The organism is Brachybacterium sp. GCM10030267 (genome assembly GCF_042666875.1).
Classification (GTDB): Bacteria; Actinomycetota; Actinomycetes; order Actinomycetales; family Dermabacteraceae; genus Brachybacterium.
The window spans coordinates 225,968-242,601 of sequence record NZ_JBHTCX010000012.1 but is presented as its reverse complement, the minus strand read 5'-3'; the positions used below and the strand labels follow the sequence as shown (position 1 = coordinate 242,601).

General features: G+C 70.4%; 17 protein-coding genes and 1 tRNA gene. 7 read left to right on the top strand and 11 right to left on the bottom strand.

Annotated elements, in window-relative coordinates; all coding sequences use genetic code 11:
* Positions 1–28: 28 nt before the first annotated feature.
* The 3 genes from ACFQS2_RS12195 (at position 29) to ACFQS2_RS12185 (ending at position 2,868) form a co-directional block, all read left to right on the top strand.
* The gene (locus tag ACFQS2_RS12195; RefSeq protein WP_377017276.1) at positions 29–1,147 is read left to right on the top strand and encodes a Gfo/Idh/MocA family protein; all 1,119 of its coding nucleotides are present in this window, start codon (positions 29–31) and stop codon (positions 1,145–1,147) included.
* An 80-nt stretch (positions 1,148–1,227) separates the two neighbouring features.
* On the top strand, positions 1,228–2,229 hold the full coding sequence (locus ACFQS2_RS12190; RefSeq protein ID WP_377017090.1) for a sugar phosphate isomerase/epimerase family protein: 1,002 nt from the start codon (positions 1,228–1,230) through the stop codon (positions 2,227–2,229).
* A 9-nt stretch (positions 2,230–2,238) separates the two neighbouring features.
* Positions 2,239–2,868 carry a TIGR03085 family metal-binding protein gene (locus ACFQS2_RS12185; protein ID WP_377793915.1) on the top strand — a complete coding sequence of 210 codons (630 nt, stop codon included), beginning with the start codon at positions 2,239–2,241 and terminating at the stop codon, positions 2,866–2,868.
* A gap of 62 nt (positions 2,869–2,930) precedes the next feature.
* Here ACFQS2_RS12185 and ACFQS2_RS12180 read toward each other — a convergent pair whose 3' ends face one another.
* Complete coding sequence (locus ACFQS2_RS12180; protein ID WP_377793914.1) at positions 2,931–3,950, bottom strand: methyltransferase domain-containing protein; 1,020 nt, start codon at positions 3,948–3,950, stop codon at positions 2,931–2,933.
* Positions 3,951–4,045: 95 nt separating this feature from the next.
* Between ACFQS2_RS12180 and ACFQS2_RS12175 the strand changes: the two genes are divergently transcribed.
* Positions 4,046–4,837 (top strand): ParA family protein, encoded by a 792-nt coding sequence (locus ACFQS2_RS12175; RefSeq protein ID WP_377017096.1) that lies wholly within the window; start codon positions 4,046–4,048, stop codon positions 4,835–4,837.
* Positions 4,838–5,009: 172 nt separating this feature from the next.
* Here the strand turns inward: ACFQS2_RS12175 and ACFQS2_RS12170 are convergent, their stop codons facing one another.
* The 7 genes from ACFQS2_RS12170 to ACFQS2_RS12140 all read right to left on the bottom strand — a co-directional run bounded on the left by ACFQS2_RS12170 (position 5,010) and on the right by ACFQS2_RS12140 (position 9,930).
* On the bottom strand, positions 5,010–5,594 hold the full coding sequence (locus ACFQS2_RS12170; protein ID WP_377017098.1) for a MerR family transcriptional regulator: 585 nt from the start codon (positions 5,592–5,594) through the stop codon (positions 5,010–5,012).
* Positions 5,595–5,735: 141 nt separating this feature from the next.
* Entirely contained in the window at positions 5,736–6,428 is a 693-nt protein-coding gene (locus ACFQS2_RS12165) for a MerR family transcriptional regulator (RefSeq protein WP_377793913.1), read from the bottom strand.
* A gap of 4 nt (positions 6,429–6,432) precedes the next feature.
* Positions 6,433–6,876, bottom strand: a complete 444-nt coding sequence (locus tag ACFQS2_RS12160; RefSeq protein ID WP_377017102.1) for an FHA domain-containing protein — start codon at positions 6,874–6,876, stop codon at positions 6,433–6,435.
* Positions 6,877–7,002: 126 nt separating this feature from the next.
* Entirely contained in the window at positions 7,003–7,755 is a 753-nt protein-coding gene (locus ACFQS2_RS12155; RefSeq protein ID WP_377793912.1) for a DUF881 domain-containing protein, read from the bottom strand.
* Positions 7,752–8,084 (bottom strand): small basic family protein, encoded by a 333-nt coding sequence (locus ACFQS2_RS12150; RefSeq protein WP_377017106.1) that lies wholly within the window; start codon positions 8,082–8,084, stop codon positions 7,752–7,754. The genes ACFQS2_RS12155 and ACFQS2_RS12150 overlap by 4 nt, the downstream gene beginning before the upstream one ends.
* Positions 8,081–9,067, bottom strand: coding sequence for a DUF881 domain-containing protein (locus ACFQS2_RS12145; RefSeq protein ID WP_377793911.1), 987 nt, complete (start codon positions 9,065–9,067; stop codon positions 8,081–8,083). Before ACFQS2_RS12145 ends, ACFQS2_RS12150 begins: the two co-directional genes overlap by 4 nt.
* A gap of 35 nt (positions 9,068–9,102) precedes the next feature.
* A complete protein-coding gene (locus ACFQS2_RS12140; RefSeq protein ID WP_377793910.1) occupies positions 9,103–9,930 on the bottom strand; it encodes a class I SAM-dependent methyltransferase in 828 nt (275 codons plus the stop codon).
* Between the two features lie 311 nt (positions 9,931–10,241).
* Here ACFQS2_RS12140 and ACFQS2_RS12135 point away from each other — a divergent pair.
* The 3 genes from ACFQS2_RS12135 to ACFQS2_RS12125 all read left to right on the top strand — a co-directional run bounded on the left by ACFQS2_RS12135 (position 10,242) and on the right by ACFQS2_RS12125 (position 12,486).
* Positions 10,242–10,315 (top strand) — tRNA-Pro (locus ACFQS2_RS12135).
* Positions 10,316–10,593: 278 nt separating this feature from the next.
* Positions 10,594–11,433, top strand: a complete 840-nt coding sequence (locus ACFQS2_RS12130; RefSeq protein ID WP_377793909.1) for a helix-turn-helix transcriptional regulator — start codon at positions 10,594–10,596, stop codon at positions 11,431–11,433.
* A 129-nt stretch (positions 11,434–11,562) separates the two neighbouring features.
* A complete protein-coding gene (locus ACFQS2_RS12125) occupies positions 11,563–12,486 on the top strand; it encodes an SDR family oxidoreductase (protein ID WP_377017114.1) in 924 nt (307 codons plus the stop codon).
* Between the two features lie 139 nt (positions 12,487–12,625).
* Here ACFQS2_RS12125 and ACFQS2_RS12120 read toward each other — a convergent pair whose 3' ends face one another.
* Genes ACFQS2_RS12120 through ACFQS2_RS12110 form a run of 3 tightly spaced genes read right to left on the bottom strand, consistent with a single transcriptional unit; the run spans position 12,626 to position 16,497 of the window.
* The gene (locus ACFQS2_RS12120; RefSeq protein ID WP_377793908.1) at positions 12,626–14,002 is read right to left on the bottom strand and encodes an NAD-dependent succinate-semialdehyde dehydrogenase; all 1,377 of its coding nucleotides are present in this window, start codon (positions 14,000–14,002) and stop codon (positions 12,626–12,628) included.
* Positions 14,003–14,032: 30 nt separating this feature from the next.
* Positions 14,033–15,238: an ectoine hydrolase gene (gene doeA, locus ACFQS2_RS12115; protein ID WP_377017118.1), complete on the bottom strand. Its 1,206-nt coding sequence runs from the start codon at positions 15,236–15,238 to the stop codon at positions 14,033–14,035.
* A complete protein-coding gene (locus ACFQS2_RS12110) occupies positions 15,238–16,497 on the bottom strand; it encodes an aspartate aminotransferase family protein (protein WP_377793907.1) in 1,260 nt (419 codons plus the stop codon). Before ACFQS2_RS12110 ends, doeA begins: the two co-directional genes overlap by 1 nt.
* Positions 16,498–16,634: the final 137 nt, after the last annotated feature.

Below are 16,634 nucleotides of genomic sequence, written 5' to 3'. Positions count from 1 at the left end.
CCCCTCCGGCCGGCCTCTCGGCGTCGCCATGATCGGCTACGCCTTCATGGGCCGCGCCCACTCCCAGGCCTGGCGCACCGTCGGCGCCGCCTTCGAGGTTCCCGAGGTCGCCCGGCGCGTCATCGTCGGCCGTGACGAGGAGGCGGTGGCGGAGTCGGCACGCCGCCTGGGGTGGGAGGAGCACGCCACCGACTGGCGCGAGGTCATCGCCCGTGACGACATCGACATCGTCGACATCTGCACCCCCGGCTTCCTCCACGCGGAGATCGCCATCGCCGCCCTCGAGGCCGGCAAGCACGTGCTGTGCGAGAAGCCCCTGGCCAACGACACCGCCGAGGCCGAGGCGATGGTCGAGGCGGCCGAGGCCGCCACTGCGCGCGGCCAGATCGCGGCGCTCGGCTTCACCTACCGTCGCGTCCCGGCACTGGCGCTGGCCAAGCAGTTCGTCCAGGACGGCAAGCTCGGACAGATCCGCCAGGCCAAGGCCGCCTACCTCCAGGACTGGCTGGTCGACGAGACCGCCCCCATGAACTGGCGGCTGCGGAAGGAGACCGCGGGCTCCGGTGCGCTCGGCGACATCGGATCCCACGCCATCGATCAGGTCCAGCACCTGACCGGACAGAAGGTCACCGCGGTGCGCGGACGACTGGCCACCGTGGTCCCCCAGCGTCCCGGGCCGGACGGCCCCGAGGACGTCACCGTCGACGACGCCGCGTGGGCCACCCTCGAGCTCGATGGCGGCGCGGTCGCCTCCGTGGAGGTCTCGCGCATGGCCAACGGCGCCAAGAACCAGCTGACCGTCGAGCTCTACGGCAGCAAGGGCGCCCTGAAGTTCAGCCTGGAGAACCCCAACGAGCTGTGGTTCCTCGACGCGACCCGGCCGATCGCCGAGCAGGGGTTCGCGCGCGTGCTGGTGACCGAGCCCGAGCACCCCTACCTCGAGGCCTGGTGGCCGCAGGGGCACGTGCTGGGCTGGGAGAACGCGTTCTCCAACCAGGCGCGCGACCTGCTGGTGGCCATCCGTGACCGCGGAGGCGAGGACGCCACCGGCTACTCCCCCGATTTCGCCGACGGGCTGGCGCTACAGCGCGTGCTCGACGCCGTCATCTCCTCCGATGCCGCCGACGGCGCCACCATCACCCTCTGACCCCGGCCGCCGAAACGCGGCCGGCCCCCTCCACGCCGAACGCACTCGATATCGCTCACCGCAGAAGGAGCATCACCACCATGGCTCATCCGCACACCCTGTTCACCGGCCAATGGGCCGATCTCACCCTCGACGAGGTGGCCGAGCTCGCCGCCGGCTGGGGCTACGACGGCCTCGAGATCGCCGTCTCCGGCGAGCACCTCGACGCCTCCCGCTGGGATGACGACGACTACGTCGCCGACCGCCTGGGCATCCTCGACAAGCACGGGCTGAAGTGCTGGACCATCTCCAATCACCTCAAGGGCCAGGCGATCTGCGACGATCCGATCGATTTCCGCCACCAGGCGATCGTCGGCTCCGAGGTGTGGGGCGACGGTGATCCCGAGGGCGTCCGCCAGCGCGCGGCCGAGGACATGAAGAACACTGCCCGCCTGGCGCAGAAGATGGGCGTGAAGACCGTCGTCGGCTTCACCGGCTCGAAGATCTGGAAGTACGTGGCGATGTTCCCGCCGGTGGGCCAGGACGTCATCGACGACGGCTACCAGGACTTCGCCGACCGCTGGAACCCGATCCTCGACGTCTTCGACGAGTGCGGGGTGCGTTTCGCCCACGAGGTCCACCCCTCCGAGATCGCCTACGACTTCTGGACCACCCAGCGCACGCTCGAGGCGATCGGTCACCGCGAGGCGTTCGGCCTGAACTGGGACCCCTCCCACTTCATGTGGCAGGAGATCGATCCGGTCTCCTTCATCACCGATTTCGCCGACCGCATCTACCACGTCGACTGCAAGGACATCCGGGTGCGGGTCACCGGTCGCAACACCCGCCTGGGTTCCCACCTGGCCTGGGGCGATCCTCGCCGCGGCTGGGACTTCGTCTCCTTCGGCCGCGGCGACGTGCCGTGGGATGCGGCCTTCCGCGCGCTGCGTTCGATCGGCTACGAGGGTCCGATCTCCATCGAGTGGGAGGACGCGGGCATGGATCGTCTGCACGGGGCCAAGGAGGCGATCGAGGTGCTCGAGAGCCTGGACTACCCGGTCTCCGAGGTCTCCTTCGACGCCGCGTTCAGCAACCAGGGCTGATGAGCGACGATGGCGACGCTCGCGAGTGACGAGCGCAGGGCCTTCGCGGCGACCTTCGCCGACCTCGGTCCCGAGGCGCCGACGATCCTGCCGGGCTGGGGCGCTCCCGAGCTGCTCGAGCACCTGCTGCTCCGGGAGCGCTACCCGCACCTGATGGTGGGGCCGAGACTGCCGGGAGAGCTGGGCCGTCGCGCCCAGCAGGCCCGGCAGCAGCTCCGCGCCCGGACCTGGGGCGATCTCGTGGACCTGTTCCGCGCGGGCCCGGGACCGCTGTCCTTCGCGGGCACGGTCGACTCCTTCAGCGGGGAGGGCGAGCTGCTGATCCATCACGAGGACCTGCGCCGGGCACAGCCGGGATGGGAGCCGCGAGCGCTGCCCGAGGCGACGCAGGCGAAGGCGTGGCGCGCTCTCTCGCTGCTGGCCCCGGTGGCCGTGCGGGTTCCGGCCGACGTCACGCTGGTTGCCCCGCACGGCGGGAGACGGCTGCGCTCCCGCCGGCCGGCCGGCAGCGTGCGCGTGCACGGCGATCCGCTCGAACTGCTGCTGTGGGTCTCGGGCCGCGACGAGGTCGCACAGGTCCGGATCGACGGCGACGACGGCGGCGTGCAGGCGCTCGAGGAGGGCCGACGCGGTCTGTGACCGCGGTGATGGCGGGGCCGACGGTGCGACCTGTCGGCCCCGGTATCGCCGTGCCCGGCAGCTCAGCCGCGCTCGAGCAGGAACAGCCGCGGATGGTGCCCCTTCTGGAAGAAGCGGTGCTCCCCCACGGGACGCCAGGGCAGGCCCGGCCGCTCGAGCACGCGGTGCATCCGCGTGATCTCATGCGTCAGCACGCCCATCCTCGCCTCCGGTGCGGCCAGTTCGGCGCCGCGATCCAGCAGGTCGGCCAGGAGTCGCTCGTTGCTCTCGTGCTCCCCGTGCAGGGTTCCCCAGGGCGGGTTGGTCAGGAGCCTGGTGAAGCCGGGGTCGAGATCTGTCGTGAGCACGTCCCCGGTGATCCAGTCGATCCGGCCCCGGCGGCGTGCGGCCCGTTGGTGCTGCCGGGCGGCGTCGATCGCCGCCGGGTTCAGGTCCACCCCTATCGTCCGGGCGGGAGCGACGACGGCGAGCTGTTCGATCAGGAACGTCCCTGATCCGCAGGTCATGTCGAGCAGGTGGTCCTCAGCACCCACCTCCAGGAGGTCGAGCACCGTCGCGGCGATGGTCGCGTTCACCGCGCCGGGATAATCGACCGTCCGCCAGGCCCTGGTGGACAGCGGGCGCGGGGTAGTGCGCAGCAGCACCTGCCACGTACCGGGCCCTGCACCGCGGCGCACCCTCACCACCAGGTCGCCGTCCTCATCGACCTCGACCCCCGCCTGCTCGGCGAAGGCGTCGGCCAGGCGTCGCATGTCCGGGGTGTGCGAGCCCGCGGCCTCCAGGCGCAGCCCGGTGAAGCGCTGTCGGGGCCGCTGGCGGCCGATGTCCGCCAGCAGGTCCCCGATCCGCTGCTGGACGGAGGTGTCGAGCAGCTCGCGAGGCCGGCGCGCGGGAACGGTCATGCTCGTCGAGGCGGCCACCACGCGGCGCAGGCCCCGCACCGCGTCAAGGTCCTCCGTCGTGAGCACGAGTTCCGTGGGGCCGGCCGCACGGGCCGGTCCGAGGCGCTGGGCCTCCTCGAGCGCGCTGTGCGCGCACCCCTCGAGCACCTCGAGCACGAGTTCATGGGTGACATGCGACATCGTCGGGCCCTCCTCACTGTGCTCCAGGCACGATTCACGCAGGTTACCGCCTGTCGCGTCCGCGGTGATCAGGGTCGGGTCGGTAGACTCCCTCCGTGTTCATCGTGAGTGTGTGTTCCCTGAAGGGCGGCGTCGGCAAGACGTCCGTGACCCTGGGCCTGGCTTCCGCGGCCCTGCACCAGGGGGTGAACGCCCTCGTCATCGATCTCGATCCCCAGGGCGACACCACGCTGGGTCTGCTGGGTGAACCGTCCTCCACGGTCGACATCGCCGAGGTGGTCTCCTCGCCGCGCACGGAGACGATCGACCGTTCGATCATCTCCACGCCGTGGGCGACCGATGCGGGCTCGCACCTGGACATCATCCCGGGCTCCAGCCGGTCCTCCGTGATGGACTCCCCCACTCCGCATCCCAAGGATGTGCGGCGCCTGCGGGACGCGCTGGACAAGCGCACCCACCAGTACGACATCGTGCTGATCGACTGCCCGCCCTCGCTGAACGGCCTGACGCAGATGGCCCTGGCCGCCTCGGATCGCGCCCTGGTGGTCGCCGAGCCCGGGTTCTTCGCCGTCACCGCCGCCGATCGTGCGCTCAAGCTCGCCGCGGAGATGCGTGAGGACGGGATCGCGCCGCGGCTGCTGCCGCTGGGGCTCGTGGTCAACCGTTACCGTCCGCGGTCGGTCGAGCACCAGTACCGCCTGGCCGAGCTGCGGGACCTCTTCGGCGACGCCGTGCTCGAGCCGGTCATCGAGGAGCGGGTGGGGCTCCAGCAGGCACAGGGCGGCGCCGTGCCGCTGCACCGCTACGAGGGGGCCTCGGGCAGGCGACTCACCGAGGACTTCGACGCCCTGTTGAAGACCGTGCTGGACTCTCGCCAGCACTCCTGATCCGGCCCGCCCGATTGATCCCGCCCGCCCGATCCGGCGTGATGGCCGGATCCGGGTGCGACCGCATGCGAGCGCGCGACCACTCGAACAGGGTCCGTACGTCCTGTCCCGGCATGCAGAAGCGGCGAGCCCCTTCCCGGGGGCTCGCCGCTTCTGTCGGAAACTGCGTTGGTCAGCCGGCCTGGCGGGATCGGCGACGCGCGGCCAGCTCGTCCTGGAGGGCGAGGGCGGCGTCGTCGGCGGGGTCCACACCGGGCAGCACGGCCAGGTCGTTCTCGACCTCGCGCCAGACGCGGCCGACGGCGATGCCGAACACTCCCTGACCACCCTGGACAAGATCGAAGACGTCCTCCGCCGAGGTGCATTCGTAGACGGAGGCGCCATCGCTCATCAGGGTGATCTGGGCGAGGTCGTCGATGCCGCGCTCGCGCAGTGCGGTCACGGCGATGCGGATCTGCTGGAGCGAGACCCCAGTGTCCAGGAGGCGCTTGACGACCTTGAGCACGAGGATGTCGCGGAATCCGTACAGACGCTGGCTGCCGGAGCCGGACGCCGCCCGCACGCCCGGCTTGACCAGGCCGGTGCGCGCCCAGTAGTCGAGCTGACGGTAGGTGATGCCGGCTGCCTTGCAGGCAGCCGGACCGCGATAGCCGAGTTCGCCTGGCGTGTCCACGACATCGTCGAACAGGACGCCCTGCGCGGGCTCGGCGGGCACGGTGGATTGCTCAGTGCGATCCTCGCCGCGAGTGGCGTTCACAGCTACCTCCGGTATCCGGCTCTCCGAGGGGAAGACGAGAGCACGCGACAACAGTAGCGCGTACTGCCCGCCGGCGAACAGCAACTCGCCGGTCGAAGATCACGGACTGGTGACGACTCTCAGCACTCTTCCGGGCGGCCCTCAGGTGTCCCGCAGCTTCGTGCGCAGCACCGCGCTGTGCAGGGAGATCATCGATTCTCCCAGGTCACGGGCGAAATCTTCGGCGCCTCCGCGGGCTGCGGCATCCCCGGAGCGCGACCGCGGCCTGGCGACGGACCGGATCATGTGGGCCTCGCGCTCGGCCGAGGTGCGCAGCATGACCAGGTGGCGCGGGTGCAGGCCCTCGTCGGCGAGGTCGCGGGCGGCGGTGACGATCTCGAGCTCGGCCGCACCGTAGAACATGGCCCCCTCGGCCAGCAGGCCGTACTGCTCGAGCTCGGCCAGGAACTCTTCGTCGATCGCGGCCTGACGGATCAGCCCGCGCCGGTCCAGACGCACGGCCTGAATGGTGGAGCTGGGTCCGGGACGGGAGGCGATGGAGGTGACCTCGGAGTCGACCCCGTGCTCAAGCAGATGTTCCTTGATGACTTTCAGCGGCCAGAACCGGTCGCGCTGGGCACGCAGGACGAACAGGAGCCGGTCGACGTCCTCGCGGGTGTACTTGCGGTAACCCGCGGAGGTGCGTTCGGGGGCGATCAACCCCTCGGACTCCAGGTAGTGGAGCTTGGAGTGGGACAGGTCCGGGAACTCGTCGCGGAGGATCTCGAGCACCTGACCGATGCTCAGCCGTGCAGCCCCGGACGAGCTCGGCCTGCGCGATGCGGAGGCCGGCATCGACTCAGTCCTTCCCGAGGAAGGGGTGGTACGTCAGGCGGTACTTGCCGATCTGGACGTCCTGGCCGGGCTGAAGACGCACCTCGTCGACGCGGTCCTTGCCCACGTACGTGCCGTTGAGCGATCCCAGATCGCGGACCAGGAACCCTTCCCCGTCGCGCACGAAGGCAGCGTGCTTGCGCGAGACGGTGACATCGTCGAGGAAGATCTCGCAGTTGGGGTGGCGACCGGCGATCGTGGTCTCCGAGTCGAGCAGGAAGCGCGCGCCGAGGTTGGGGCCCTTGCGCACGATCAGCAGAGCGCTGTGCGGGGGCAGGTTCTCGATCGCGCGGCGATCCTGGGCTGAGAGTCCGGGCTCGGCGTCGTCGACCGCGTCGCTGGGCGATATCGCGCTCAGCTTCGACGTGTGGTCGAGATTCTCGTCGTTCCAGTCGGTGTTCCCGGACACCCCGCACCCCTTCCTGGCCTGCAGCGGACCCTGTTCCGTGAGCGAACAGGATACGGCCCGCCCATCTTCGCACGCCGGATCGGTCACCAGCGCCGTTCCTGCTGGGACAGGGTCAGAATTTGACGATCACTTGACCACTCGTGAGTGTTCCGGCTCGCTGAGCTCGACGGTCGCCTCGATCCGGACGTCGTCCTCGGTCGCCACGGCGAGCGTTCCGCCGTCGCCGGCCACCGAGTCGGCGGCGCCGCCGGGGATCTGCAGCGCCGGCTCCATCACGGCGGGGTCGCCGATGGCGCGGATCGTGTACGGGGCGGGCACTGCGGTGCCGTCGACGACGAGATCACCGTCGGCGTCGGTGGTGACCGCGGTGGAGGCGACCACGCGGACCTCGCCCACCTGGATCACCTCGGCGCCGGCGTTGCGCAGCTCCTGGATCACACCGAGCAGGGTCGAGGACCGCACGCCGCCGTCGGGATCCGCGATGGAGACGACGATCCCGCGGCCGTGGGCGGGAGCGGTGCCGGCGAGGATCTCGAGGTCGTCCAGTCGATCCTCGGCGGCCTCCTGCGCGGCCGCGTCGTCGTCCTGTCCCGAGCGCAGGGTCTCCAGCGTGCTCTCGAGCTCGGCGTTCTCCACCTCGAGCCCGGCGACGTGTCGCCCGGATTCATCCAGCAGCCGCACCAGCTCCTGCTGGGAGGCGCCCTCCAGGGAGTCGTCGCTCTGGCGCACCTGGGCGGCGATGGACAGGCCCAGCAGCACGCAGAGCAGCCCGACGATCCCTTGTGACCAGGTGGCGCGGGGACGCAGCGTGCCGCGGAGCCGCCGCCAGATCAGCTTCTGCTGCTCCGGGCTCTCGGGGATGCGCGTGCCGTCGCTCATGAGCGGAAGAGCAGGCGCCTGATCGCCGCGGCGTTGGAGAAGATGCGGATGCCGAGCACCACGATCACCGCCGTCGACAGCTGAGCGCCCACGCCCAACTGGTCCCCGAGGAACACGAGGAAGGCCGCGATCAGCACGTTGAACAGGAACGAGGTGATGAAGACGTGGGCGTCGAAGAGCCCGTCGAGGCTGGCGCGCAGCCCGCCCGCGAGGGTGTCGAGCGCGGCCACCACCGCGATCGGCAGGTAGGCCTGGAGGGCGGCGGGCACGTCGGGCTGGACGACGACGCCCAGCACGATGCCCAGGGCGAGGCCGATGATGGCGATCATTCGGAGTCCTTCCGGGACCCGCTGTCGTCAGCGGGGTCGGGGGCGGTATCGGCAGATGAATCGGCAGAGTCCGACGCAGCGCCGCCGTCGGGCCCGTCGCGCTCGGACTCGATCACGTCGGCTTCCCGCAGCGAGCCCACGGAGCGAGCGGGCACGGTGAGCTCGTCGCTGCTCTCCCAGGAGTAACGCACGCCGAAGCGGGTGGAGACCTCGGTGAGGTACTCCCCCGTCTCACCGTCCTCGACCCCGGATCGCAGCGCCTCGGGGTCCCCGAGAGCGGTGATGACGTAGGGCGGCGACAAGGGGCGGAAGTCGACGAGCACGGCGGATCCGGCCGTGCGGATCGCGCTGGTGGTGCTGAGCCGGTGCCCGTTGATGGCTACCGCTTCGGCGCCCGCCGCCCACAGTCCGTTGACCGCGATCTGCAGATCCCCGTCCGTGACCCGGTTGACGGTGCCGCTCTCGACCCCGGGACTGGCCGGCAGCGGGGCCGAGTCCTCGAGACTCAGCGTCACCCCGGGGCCCGCCATGGCCACCCCGGCGCTGGCGATCTCGTAGGAGGCCAGTCGCTGCGAGGCGCCCGAATCGGCGCTGTCCAGGACCTCCCCCTGTGCGGCGGCCACGTCGCTCTCCAGCGTCTCCTGGCGGGCCTCGAGCTCGTCGGCCTCGGTGCGGGTCTCGCGCACCTCCGCCTCGAGCAGGGTGCGGGGGCTGTCATCGGCTGCTGCGTCCCGGCGCAGGTCGGTGACCGCGACAGCGACGGCGAAGCCGAGCAGGAGGGCCAGCAGCAGGGTGATGGTGCGGGTGGCCCGGTTGTCCGGCGGGGCATCCTCCGTGTGCGTCCCGCCGTGGATCCGCAGCTCGTCGACGTCATAGGGGTTCGCGGTCAGGGCGCGCAGCAGCGACGCCGGCGAGTACGGCGTCTCGCCGTGAGGGGTCGACCGTGGGGCCGACCCCGGAGTCGACCGCTTCGGGGCACGCATATCAGCAGACTACTGGTGCTGACGGGGCCGAGAGCTCAGACCCGCGGGACCTCGAGATCATCCGCGGGGAGGTCTGCGAAGTCGGTGCGGCCGGGATCGGGCCTGCCCGGGGCGCGGGCGAGGACGAGGAACCGGCTGGAGGTCGCGAGGAGAGGACCCTCCTGCATCCGTGCGTGCAGCTCCTCGAGCTCCACGCGGTGACGGTCGACGTCGAGATCCCCCGGTGCGTGCCATGGCAGGCGGCGGAGGCAGCCCAGCAGGCTCGCCATGTCGTCGAACTCGTACGTGCCGTGGAACGAGTCGGCGCGCTCGATCGTGAGGCCGGCGCGGCAGAGAGCATGCTCCATGGTCGCGAGGGTGATGTCGGGCAGCGGCGGATCGATGCCGAGGACCTCGAGGACCTCGCGCAGATCGTCTCCGCCGACCTGCTCGGTGAGCAGGACTCCGTCCGGGGCGAGGACCCTCGCGACGTCCACAGGGTCGAACGCTTGGTGGCGGCTCAGGACGAGGCCGACACTGTCGTCCTCGGCGGGAAGGCGCGACCCTGGGCTGCCGGCGTCATGCTCGAGGACGTCGATGCCCAGAGGGTCCAGCCGGGCGCGCGCGACGGGAAGGCTGGACGGCCTGCCCTCGGTGGCGACCGTGTTCTCCGGCAGGACATCGGCCAGTGCGGCCAGCACTTCCCCGTTGCCCGTGCCGAGGTCCAGCACTGCGTCGGACATGCAGGCGAGGTTGGCAACCAGTTTCCGCCATCGCCACGGCGGCGTCTGCTCACGGAACCCGGGCAAGGCGGTGACGTCCCATCCGGCGGGCTGCTCGCGCAGAGCATCGTGCCAGCGCTGAGTCTCGGCTGTGTCCACCATCGGGCACGTCCTTCCGTGTGCGGAGACCTCTTGCCCCACTGTCGCACGCAGAGCGACGAAGACCGCTCCGGGAGCCGTTGTCGCCCCGCCCATCTGGTCGGTCGCCGACCTCGGACCCGGTCGGCCGGCCCGCCGCGCCGCCGGTTCGCACCGGAGGAGGCCCGACGGGCGCCGCACCCCGCACCTGCAGGTCCCCACGGGCACGGTGGACACCGCGCCGGCGAGGTGCCGCAGGTCACGCCGCTCTCGATTCGCTCTGGGGTCCGGTTCGGGGGTACTATCGTCGTCGGTCCTCCGGCAACGGAGGGTCTCGGGCTGTGGCGCAGTTTGGTAGCGCACATCACTGGGGGTGATGGGGTCGCAGGTTCAAATCCTGTCAGCCCGACCGAGATTCGCGCAGGCCACAGGCACCTTCCAGATCATGGAGGGTGCCTGTTGCTCTTCACGGGCTACGGGCCCGCCCACGGCGAGATGTTCACCGGCGACACTCCGCGCCGCCGGCACGGAGCTCCATGGCCGCCACGGTCTCACCTGCGATCCACGGCCCATACAGTGACGGCCACGCTCACGATGGTCCAGCACGTCGAGGACCTGGGGATGATGGGGTCACACAGAGCTGGGACGGGCGTAGAACGAACGCAGGCGACGGAGAGAGGCCCCACAATGATCGATCGCAAGGAGCTGGCGATCTTTCTTCGGCGGCGGCGCGAAGCCCTGCAGCCCGAAGACGTCGGACTCACTCGGGGACAGCGGCGGCGCACGCAGGGCCTTCGTCGCGAGGAGGTGGCGACGCTCTGCCACATATCGACCGACTACTACGCCCGTCTCGAGCGCGGCACAGGGCCCCAGCCCTCGGAGCAGATGATCGCCTCGGTCGCGCAGGGGCTTCATCTCTCCCTGGACGAGCGCGATCACCTCTTCCGACTGGCGGGGCGCATGCCGCCGGCCCGGGGACCGGCGAGCGAACATATCGGTCCCGGCCTCCTGCGTATCCTCGACCGGCTGCAGGACACGCCCGCCGAGATCGTCACCGAGCTCGGCGAGACCCTCCGGCAGACTCCCATGGGGCGCGCGCTCCTGGGCGATGCCGGTCGCTTCACGGGGCCCGAGCGAAGCCTCGGCTACCGCTGGTTCACCGACACTGCGGCGCGGGAGTGCTACCCCATCGACGAACAGGATCATCTGTCCCGGCTGTACGCCTCAGGCCTGCGCGAGCTCGTCACGCTGCGCGGGCCCGACTCGAAGGCCGCGCAGCTCTCGACCCTCCTGTACGCGCGCAACGACGAGTTCCGGGCACTGTGGGGCCAGCGCGAGATCGGCATCCGTCCGCCGGAGGTCAAACGCTTCCAGCATCCGGCAGTGGGCGCGCTCGAGCTGCACTGCCAGACCCTCTTGGACCCCGAGCAATCGCACCGCCTGCTCGTGTACACCGCAGTGCCCGGCACGGACAGCCACGAGAAGCTCGAGCTCCTCTCGATGATCAGCGCGCGAGAGATGGCGTAGCGCGTCCCGGTGCGTCCCACTGACCCGGTATCAGTGGATCACCGAGTCCTGGATCCGCTCGCGCCCGAGGTGAAACATGGAGTCACGCCCGACCAGCGGCGGACGAGAGTCACCGGACGAAGGATCTCCATGGCAAACACCCCCGACCTCCACGACGTACGCGGGAAGCTCGCGGTCGTCACCGGCGCCAGCGACGGCATCGGTCTCCACCTCGCTTCCCGCCTGGCCGCGGCCGGCGCCGACGTGGTGATGCCGGTGCGCACCCCTGCTAAAGGCGACGCGGCCGCCGATCGCATCCGCCGGGACACGGGCGCCGAGAACGTCACCACCCGCCCGCTGGACCTCTCATCCCTGGACTCCATCGCCGCTCTGGCACAGCAGCTGACCGGCGAGGGGCGCCCGATCGCGATCCTCATCAACAACGCCGGCGTCATGACCCCGCCGACCCGGCAGGTCACCCAGGATGGTTTCGAACTGCAGCTGGGCACGAACCACCTCGGTCACTTCGCCCTCACCCTGGGGTTGCTGCCGTTGCTGAAGGAGGGCCGCGCACGCGTCACGCACCAGACCAGCATCGCAGCGCGCAGCGGCGAGATCCTCTGGGACGACCTGAATTCCGAGCGGGGCTACGACCCGATGACGGCGTACACCTCCTCCAAGATCGCGGTGGCGCTGTTCGCCCGTCAGCTCGATGCGCGCAGCCGTCAGGAGAACTGGGGACTGAGCAGCAACCTCTCCCATCCCGGGGTCTCGCCGACGAATCTGCTGGGCGCCCAGCCCGGGCTGGGCCGCGAGCGCGCCACGGGCAGCCGTCGCGTGATCCACGTGCTCTCGCGCCTCGGCATCGCCGGGACGCCCCAGTCCGCGGCGCTTCCCGCACTGCTCGCCGCGGCCGGTCCCTCGTCGAAGGGCGACGAGTTCTACGGGCCGAGACGCACCATCGCCGGCGCCCCTGCCCGGGTGCCGTTCTGGAAGCCCTTCGCCAGCATGGAATCTGCCGCGCGACTCTGGGAGGTCTCCGAGCAGCTCGTCGGTCCTCGGTTCTCCGCCTGATCCCGCATCCCGGCCCGATCCCGCGCGACCGCCCGCGCACGGCACGCGAGCAGAGGCCGCCGACCAGCGCGAACGCTCATCGGCGACCGTCGGTGCCACCGCACGCCGTGCGCGTCACCGTCCGCTCGGCGGCCGGCCTTCAGGACGCGACCGGTCCCACCCACACCTGCTGGGCGTTGACGAACTCCCGGATCCCGTGCGGGCCCAGTTCGCGGCCGTACCCGGAGCGCTTGATCCCGCCGGAGGGCAGGCGCGGGTCGGTCTTGACGATGCCGTTGACGGAGACCTGGCCGGCCTCGATCCGCCGCGCCATCTCCTCGCCCCGCTCGCTCGTGGTCCACACGCTCGCACCCAGCCCGTAGGCCGTGTCGTTGGCCAGCGCCAGGGCGTGCTCGGCGTCGTCGGCGGCGATCACCGCGGCGACAGGCCCGAAGGTCTCCTCGGCGCAGGCGGCCATGCCCGGCTCGACGCCGGTCAGGAGGGTGACGGGGTAGAAGAACCCCTCCCCCTCCGGCATGTGCCCGCCCAGGACGCACGTGGCCCCCGCCGTGACCGTGGAGGTGACCTGACGGTGGAGGTTCTCGCGCAGGTCATCCCGCGCGATCGGACCGACCTGTGTCGTCTCCTCGCGCGGGTCGCCCACCACCAGGTTGCGCAGCCGCTCGGTCAGCAGCTCCACGAACTCATCGTGCACGGACCGCTCGACGATCACGCGCTTGGCGGCGATGCAGGACTGGCCGGCGTTGATGATCCGCGAGAGAGCGGCGACATCGGCCGCCTTCTCCAGGTCCGCGTCAGCCAGGACGATGAAGGGATCCGATCCTCCCAGCTCGAGCACGGCGGGCTTGATCTCCGAGGCGGCCGTCGCCGCCACGGCCGAGCCCGCCCGGTCGGATCCGGTGAAGGAGACCGCCCGGATCCGGGGATCGCGGATCATCGCCTCCACATCCGGGGTGGCCGCCTGGACCGCTTGGAAGACGCCCTCCGGCGCGCCCGCCGCCCGGAACGCTTCCTCGATCGCCGCCGCGCATCCCGGCACGTGCGGGTCATGCTTCATCACGGCCGTGTTGCCCGCCATCAGCGCCGGGGAGCAGAAGCGGAACGCGAGCCAGAACGGCGCATTCCACGGCAGCACCCCGAGCACCGGCCCGAGCGGCAGATACTGCACGTACGACGAGGTCGCATCCGAGGCGATGTGCTCCGTGGCGAGATACGACTCGGCGTGGGCGGCGTAGTGCTCCGCGGCCCACGCGGCCTTGGCCACCTCGCCGCGCGCCTCCGTGATGGGCTTGCCCATCTCCTCGGTCATCAGCGGAGCGAGATGTTCGGTGTTCTCCCGCAAATACGTGGCGACCGCCGTGAGCACCTCGGCACGGCGGGCGAAGCTCGTCGAGCGCCACAGCTCGAAGGCGGTCTGGGACCGTTCGATCGCGGCGGTGAGCTCCTCGGGGCTCGCAGCGGGTACCTCGCGGACCACCTTCTCTGTGGTCGGGTCGACGACTGTCAGCACGGTCATGGCGCTGCTCCCTTCTCCCGTCACCGGGGTTCAGCTCGCACGGGCGTTCAGGTCGGGCACCGGGGCCGGCAGCTCCTCGCCGGGGACGGCGAAGTCCTCCGGCAGGGTGAACAGCGACTCGCAGCCGTCCTCGGTGACATGGAGGGTGTCGGAGATGCCGACGGTCTTGTCACCGTCCACTCCCCACATCCAGGGGATCACGTGGAAGGTCATCCCCGGCTCCAGCAGGGTGTCGTCCCCGGCCATCAGCGAGAGGATGTAGCCCTCGTCCCAGCTCGGCGGGAACGCGATCCCGATGGAGTACCCGGCGCGGGTGACCAGACGGGCGCCGACCTCGTTGGCCTCGATGATGCTGCGCACGATGTGGTCGGTCTCCGAGACGGTCATGCCCGGCCGCATACGGCTGCGCAGCTCGGCCAGCGCCAGCTTCATCGTCTCCTGAGCTTGCCGCATCGACGGGGTCAGTCCACCGGTGACGACGGTACGCATCAGCGCCGCGTGGTAGCGACGGAAACAGCCGCCGACCTCGAGGAACACGTGCTCGCCCGGCTGGATCGTCCGCCCCTCCCACGTGGAGTGGCCGATCATCGAACGCGGACCCGAGGCGACGTAGGGCATGACGGCGGGGAACTCCCCACCGGCCCGGAACATCGCCGCCGAGATGGCGGCGGCGACGTCGTTCTCCGTGGCCCCGGGCACGGCGGCCTCGATCCCGGCGGCCATACCGGCCTCACCGGCGCGAGCGGCCCGGCGCATCACCTCGATCTCGACGTCGGACTTGCGCAGCCTCCCCTCCTCGACGATCCCGAAGCAGTCGACCAGCCCCTCACCGTAGGCGTCGTGGAGACGGTCCTGCTGGTAGGCGGGGAAGTAGTAGCTGTTGCGCTCGAAGCCCAGCCGGGCCTCCCCCAGCCCCCGGTCCTCGAGGACCTGGACCAGGGTGCGGATGGCGTCGCCGGTGTCCGGATAGGGGTTGGTGCGCTCCACCCAGGTGCGGTGGATGACGTTGGACTCCTCCATGGCGCGGGTGATCATCACCGGCTCGTCGTGCAGGGGCACGACCAGGGCCTGGAAGAACGAGTAGCCGGTGGTCTGGTAGTCGGTGAGGTACATGAGGTTCTCGGGATCCGAGATCACCACGGCATCCAGCCGGCGCTCGACCATGCGTTCGCGCAGCTCCCGCACGCGACGCTCGTACTCCTCGGGCGGGAAGGTCATGTCCTCGCGGCGGCGCATCACTTCACCTCCAGGGCGGTCTCGATGGCCTGCTCGAGCCGGTCCAGACCGGCGGTGAGATCATCCTCGGGGATCGTCAGCGGCGGGATCAGCTTGATGACGCGGCCGCCGCTGCCGCAGGGCCCGATCAGCAGTCCGGCCTCGAAGGCCTCCTGCTGGACGAGCTTGGCGAAGGCGCCGTCGCCGGTGTCCAGGGCCTGCATCATGCCGCGCCCGCGCACCTCCCAGCTCTGCCCGGCGTGGGTCTCGGCGATGCGCTGGAGGCGTTCACGCATGACCTCGCCCTTGTCCCGGACCTCGGCGAGGAAGGTGTCATCGGTGAAGTAGTCCAGGGCGACGGTGCCGGCGACGAAGGACAGTCCCTGCCCGCGGAACGTGCCGGTGTGGGCACCGGGGGACCACTTGTCGTCGATCTCGGGCTTGTTGAGGTTCATGGCGATCGGGGTGCCGAAGCCGCCGAGTCCCTTGGCCAGGGTGATGATGTCCGGGTCCAGGCCCATCCCATCGAAGGAGAAGTAGCTCCCGGTGCGCCCGATGCCGGCCTGGATGTCGTCGATGATGAACAGCGCACCCATCTCGTGGGCGACGTCCTGGATCTGGCGGAGCCACTCGGCGGTGGCCACATTGACGCCGCCCTCGGCCTGGACGGCCTCGACCAGGAACGCCGCCGGCTGGGTCAGCCCGCTGGAGGGGTCGGCCACCGCCTCGGCGTACTCGGCGACCGCCGTGGTGCCACCCGGGGCGGTCTCGAAGGGCAGTCGCACGATGTTCTCCAGCGGCACGCCGGCCCACTTGCGGAAGGCGTCGTTCGCGGTCGCGGCGAGTGAGCCCAGCGTCATGCCGTGGAAGCCGTGGCTGAAGGCGACGACCTCGCGGCGTCCGGTGGCCAGTCGCGCGAGCTTCAGAGCGGCTTCGACCGCGTTGGAGCCGGTGGGGCCCATGAACTGCATCCGGTGGTTCATGCCCCGGGGGGCCAGGACCACGTCGTGGAACCGGGAGACGAAGTCGCGCTTGGTGGTGGTGTAGGTGTCCAGGCTGTGGCTGACGCCGTCGGCCTGGAGGAAAGCGATCATCGCGTCCTTCATCCTCGGGTTGTTGTGCCCGAAGTTCAGAACCCCCGCCCCGGCGAAGAAGTCGATGTAGGACTTCCCCTGCTCGTCGACCTGACGGGCATTGGAGGCCGAGCTGAACACCGTGGGGTAATTGCGGCTGTAGCCGCGAATCGTGGACTCATGCTGTTCGAAGATGCTGGTGTCCATGGGAGACCTCTCATCGTGGTGCGAGGCGATCCCGATCTCCGTACCGGACCCCGGCAGCGAAGATCGCCCCTTGTGGCAGGTGCGGTCCGGTGTGATGACCCTCACTCCCCGAGGAACTCCCCGTCAAGTACCCCACG

Coding starts and splice junctions, on each gene's coding strand:
- ACFQS2_RS12195 (WP_377017276.1), top strand. CDS start 29: ATGATCGGCTACGCCTTCATGGGCCGCGCCCACTCCCAGGCCTGGCGC.
- ACFQS2_RS12190 (WP_377017090.1), top strand. CDS start 1,228: ATGGCTCATCCGCACACCCTGTTCACCGGCCAATGGGCCGATCTCACC.
- ACFQS2_RS12185 (WP_377793915.1), top strand. CDS start 2,239: ATGGCGACGCTCGCGAGTGACGAGCGCAGGGCCTTCGCGGCGACCTTC.
- ACFQS2_RS12180 (WP_377793914.1), bottom strand. CDS start 3,950: ATGTCGCATGTCACCCATGAACTCGTGCTCGAGGTGCTCGAGGGGTGC.
- ACFQS2_RS12165 (WP_377793913.1), bottom strand. CDS start 6,428: ATGCCGGCCTCCGCATCGCGCAGGCCGAGCTCGTCCGGGGCTGCACGG.
- ACFQS2_RS12155 (WP_377793912.1), bottom strand. CDS start 7,755: ATGAGCGACGGCACGCGCATCCCCGAGAGCCCGGAGCAGCAGAAGCTG.
- ACFQS2_RS12150 (WP_377017106.1), bottom strand. CDS start 8,084: ATGATCGCCATCATCGGCCTCGCCCTGGGCATCGTGCTGGGCGTCGTC.
- ACFQS2_RS12145 (WP_377793911.1), bottom strand. CDS start 9,067: ATGCGTGCCCCGAAGCGGTCGACTCCGGGGTCGGCCCCACGGTCGACC.
- ACFQS2_RS12140 (WP_377793910.1), bottom strand. CDS start 9,930: ATGGTGGACACAGCCGAGACTCAGCGCTGGCACGATGCTCTGCGCGAG.
- ACFQS2_RS12130 (WP_377793909.1), top strand. CDS start 10,594: ATGATCGATCGCAAGGAGCTGGCGATCTTTCTTCGGCGGCGGCGCGAA.
- ACFQS2_RS12125 (WP_377017114.1), top strand. CDS start 11,563: ATGGCAAACACCCCCGACCTCCACGACGTACGCGGGAAGCTCGCGGTC.
- ACFQS2_RS12120 (WP_377793908.1), bottom strand. CDS start 14,002: ATGACCGTGCTGACAGTCGTCGACCCGACCACAGAGAAGGTGGTCCGC.
- doeA (WP_377017118.1), bottom strand. CDS start 15,238: ATGCGCCGCCGCGAGGACATGACCTTCCCGCCCGAGGAGTACGAGCGT.
- ACFQS2_RS12110 (WP_377793907.1), bottom strand. CDS start 16,497: ATGGACACCAGCATCTTCGAACAGCATGAGTCCACGATTCGCGGCTAC.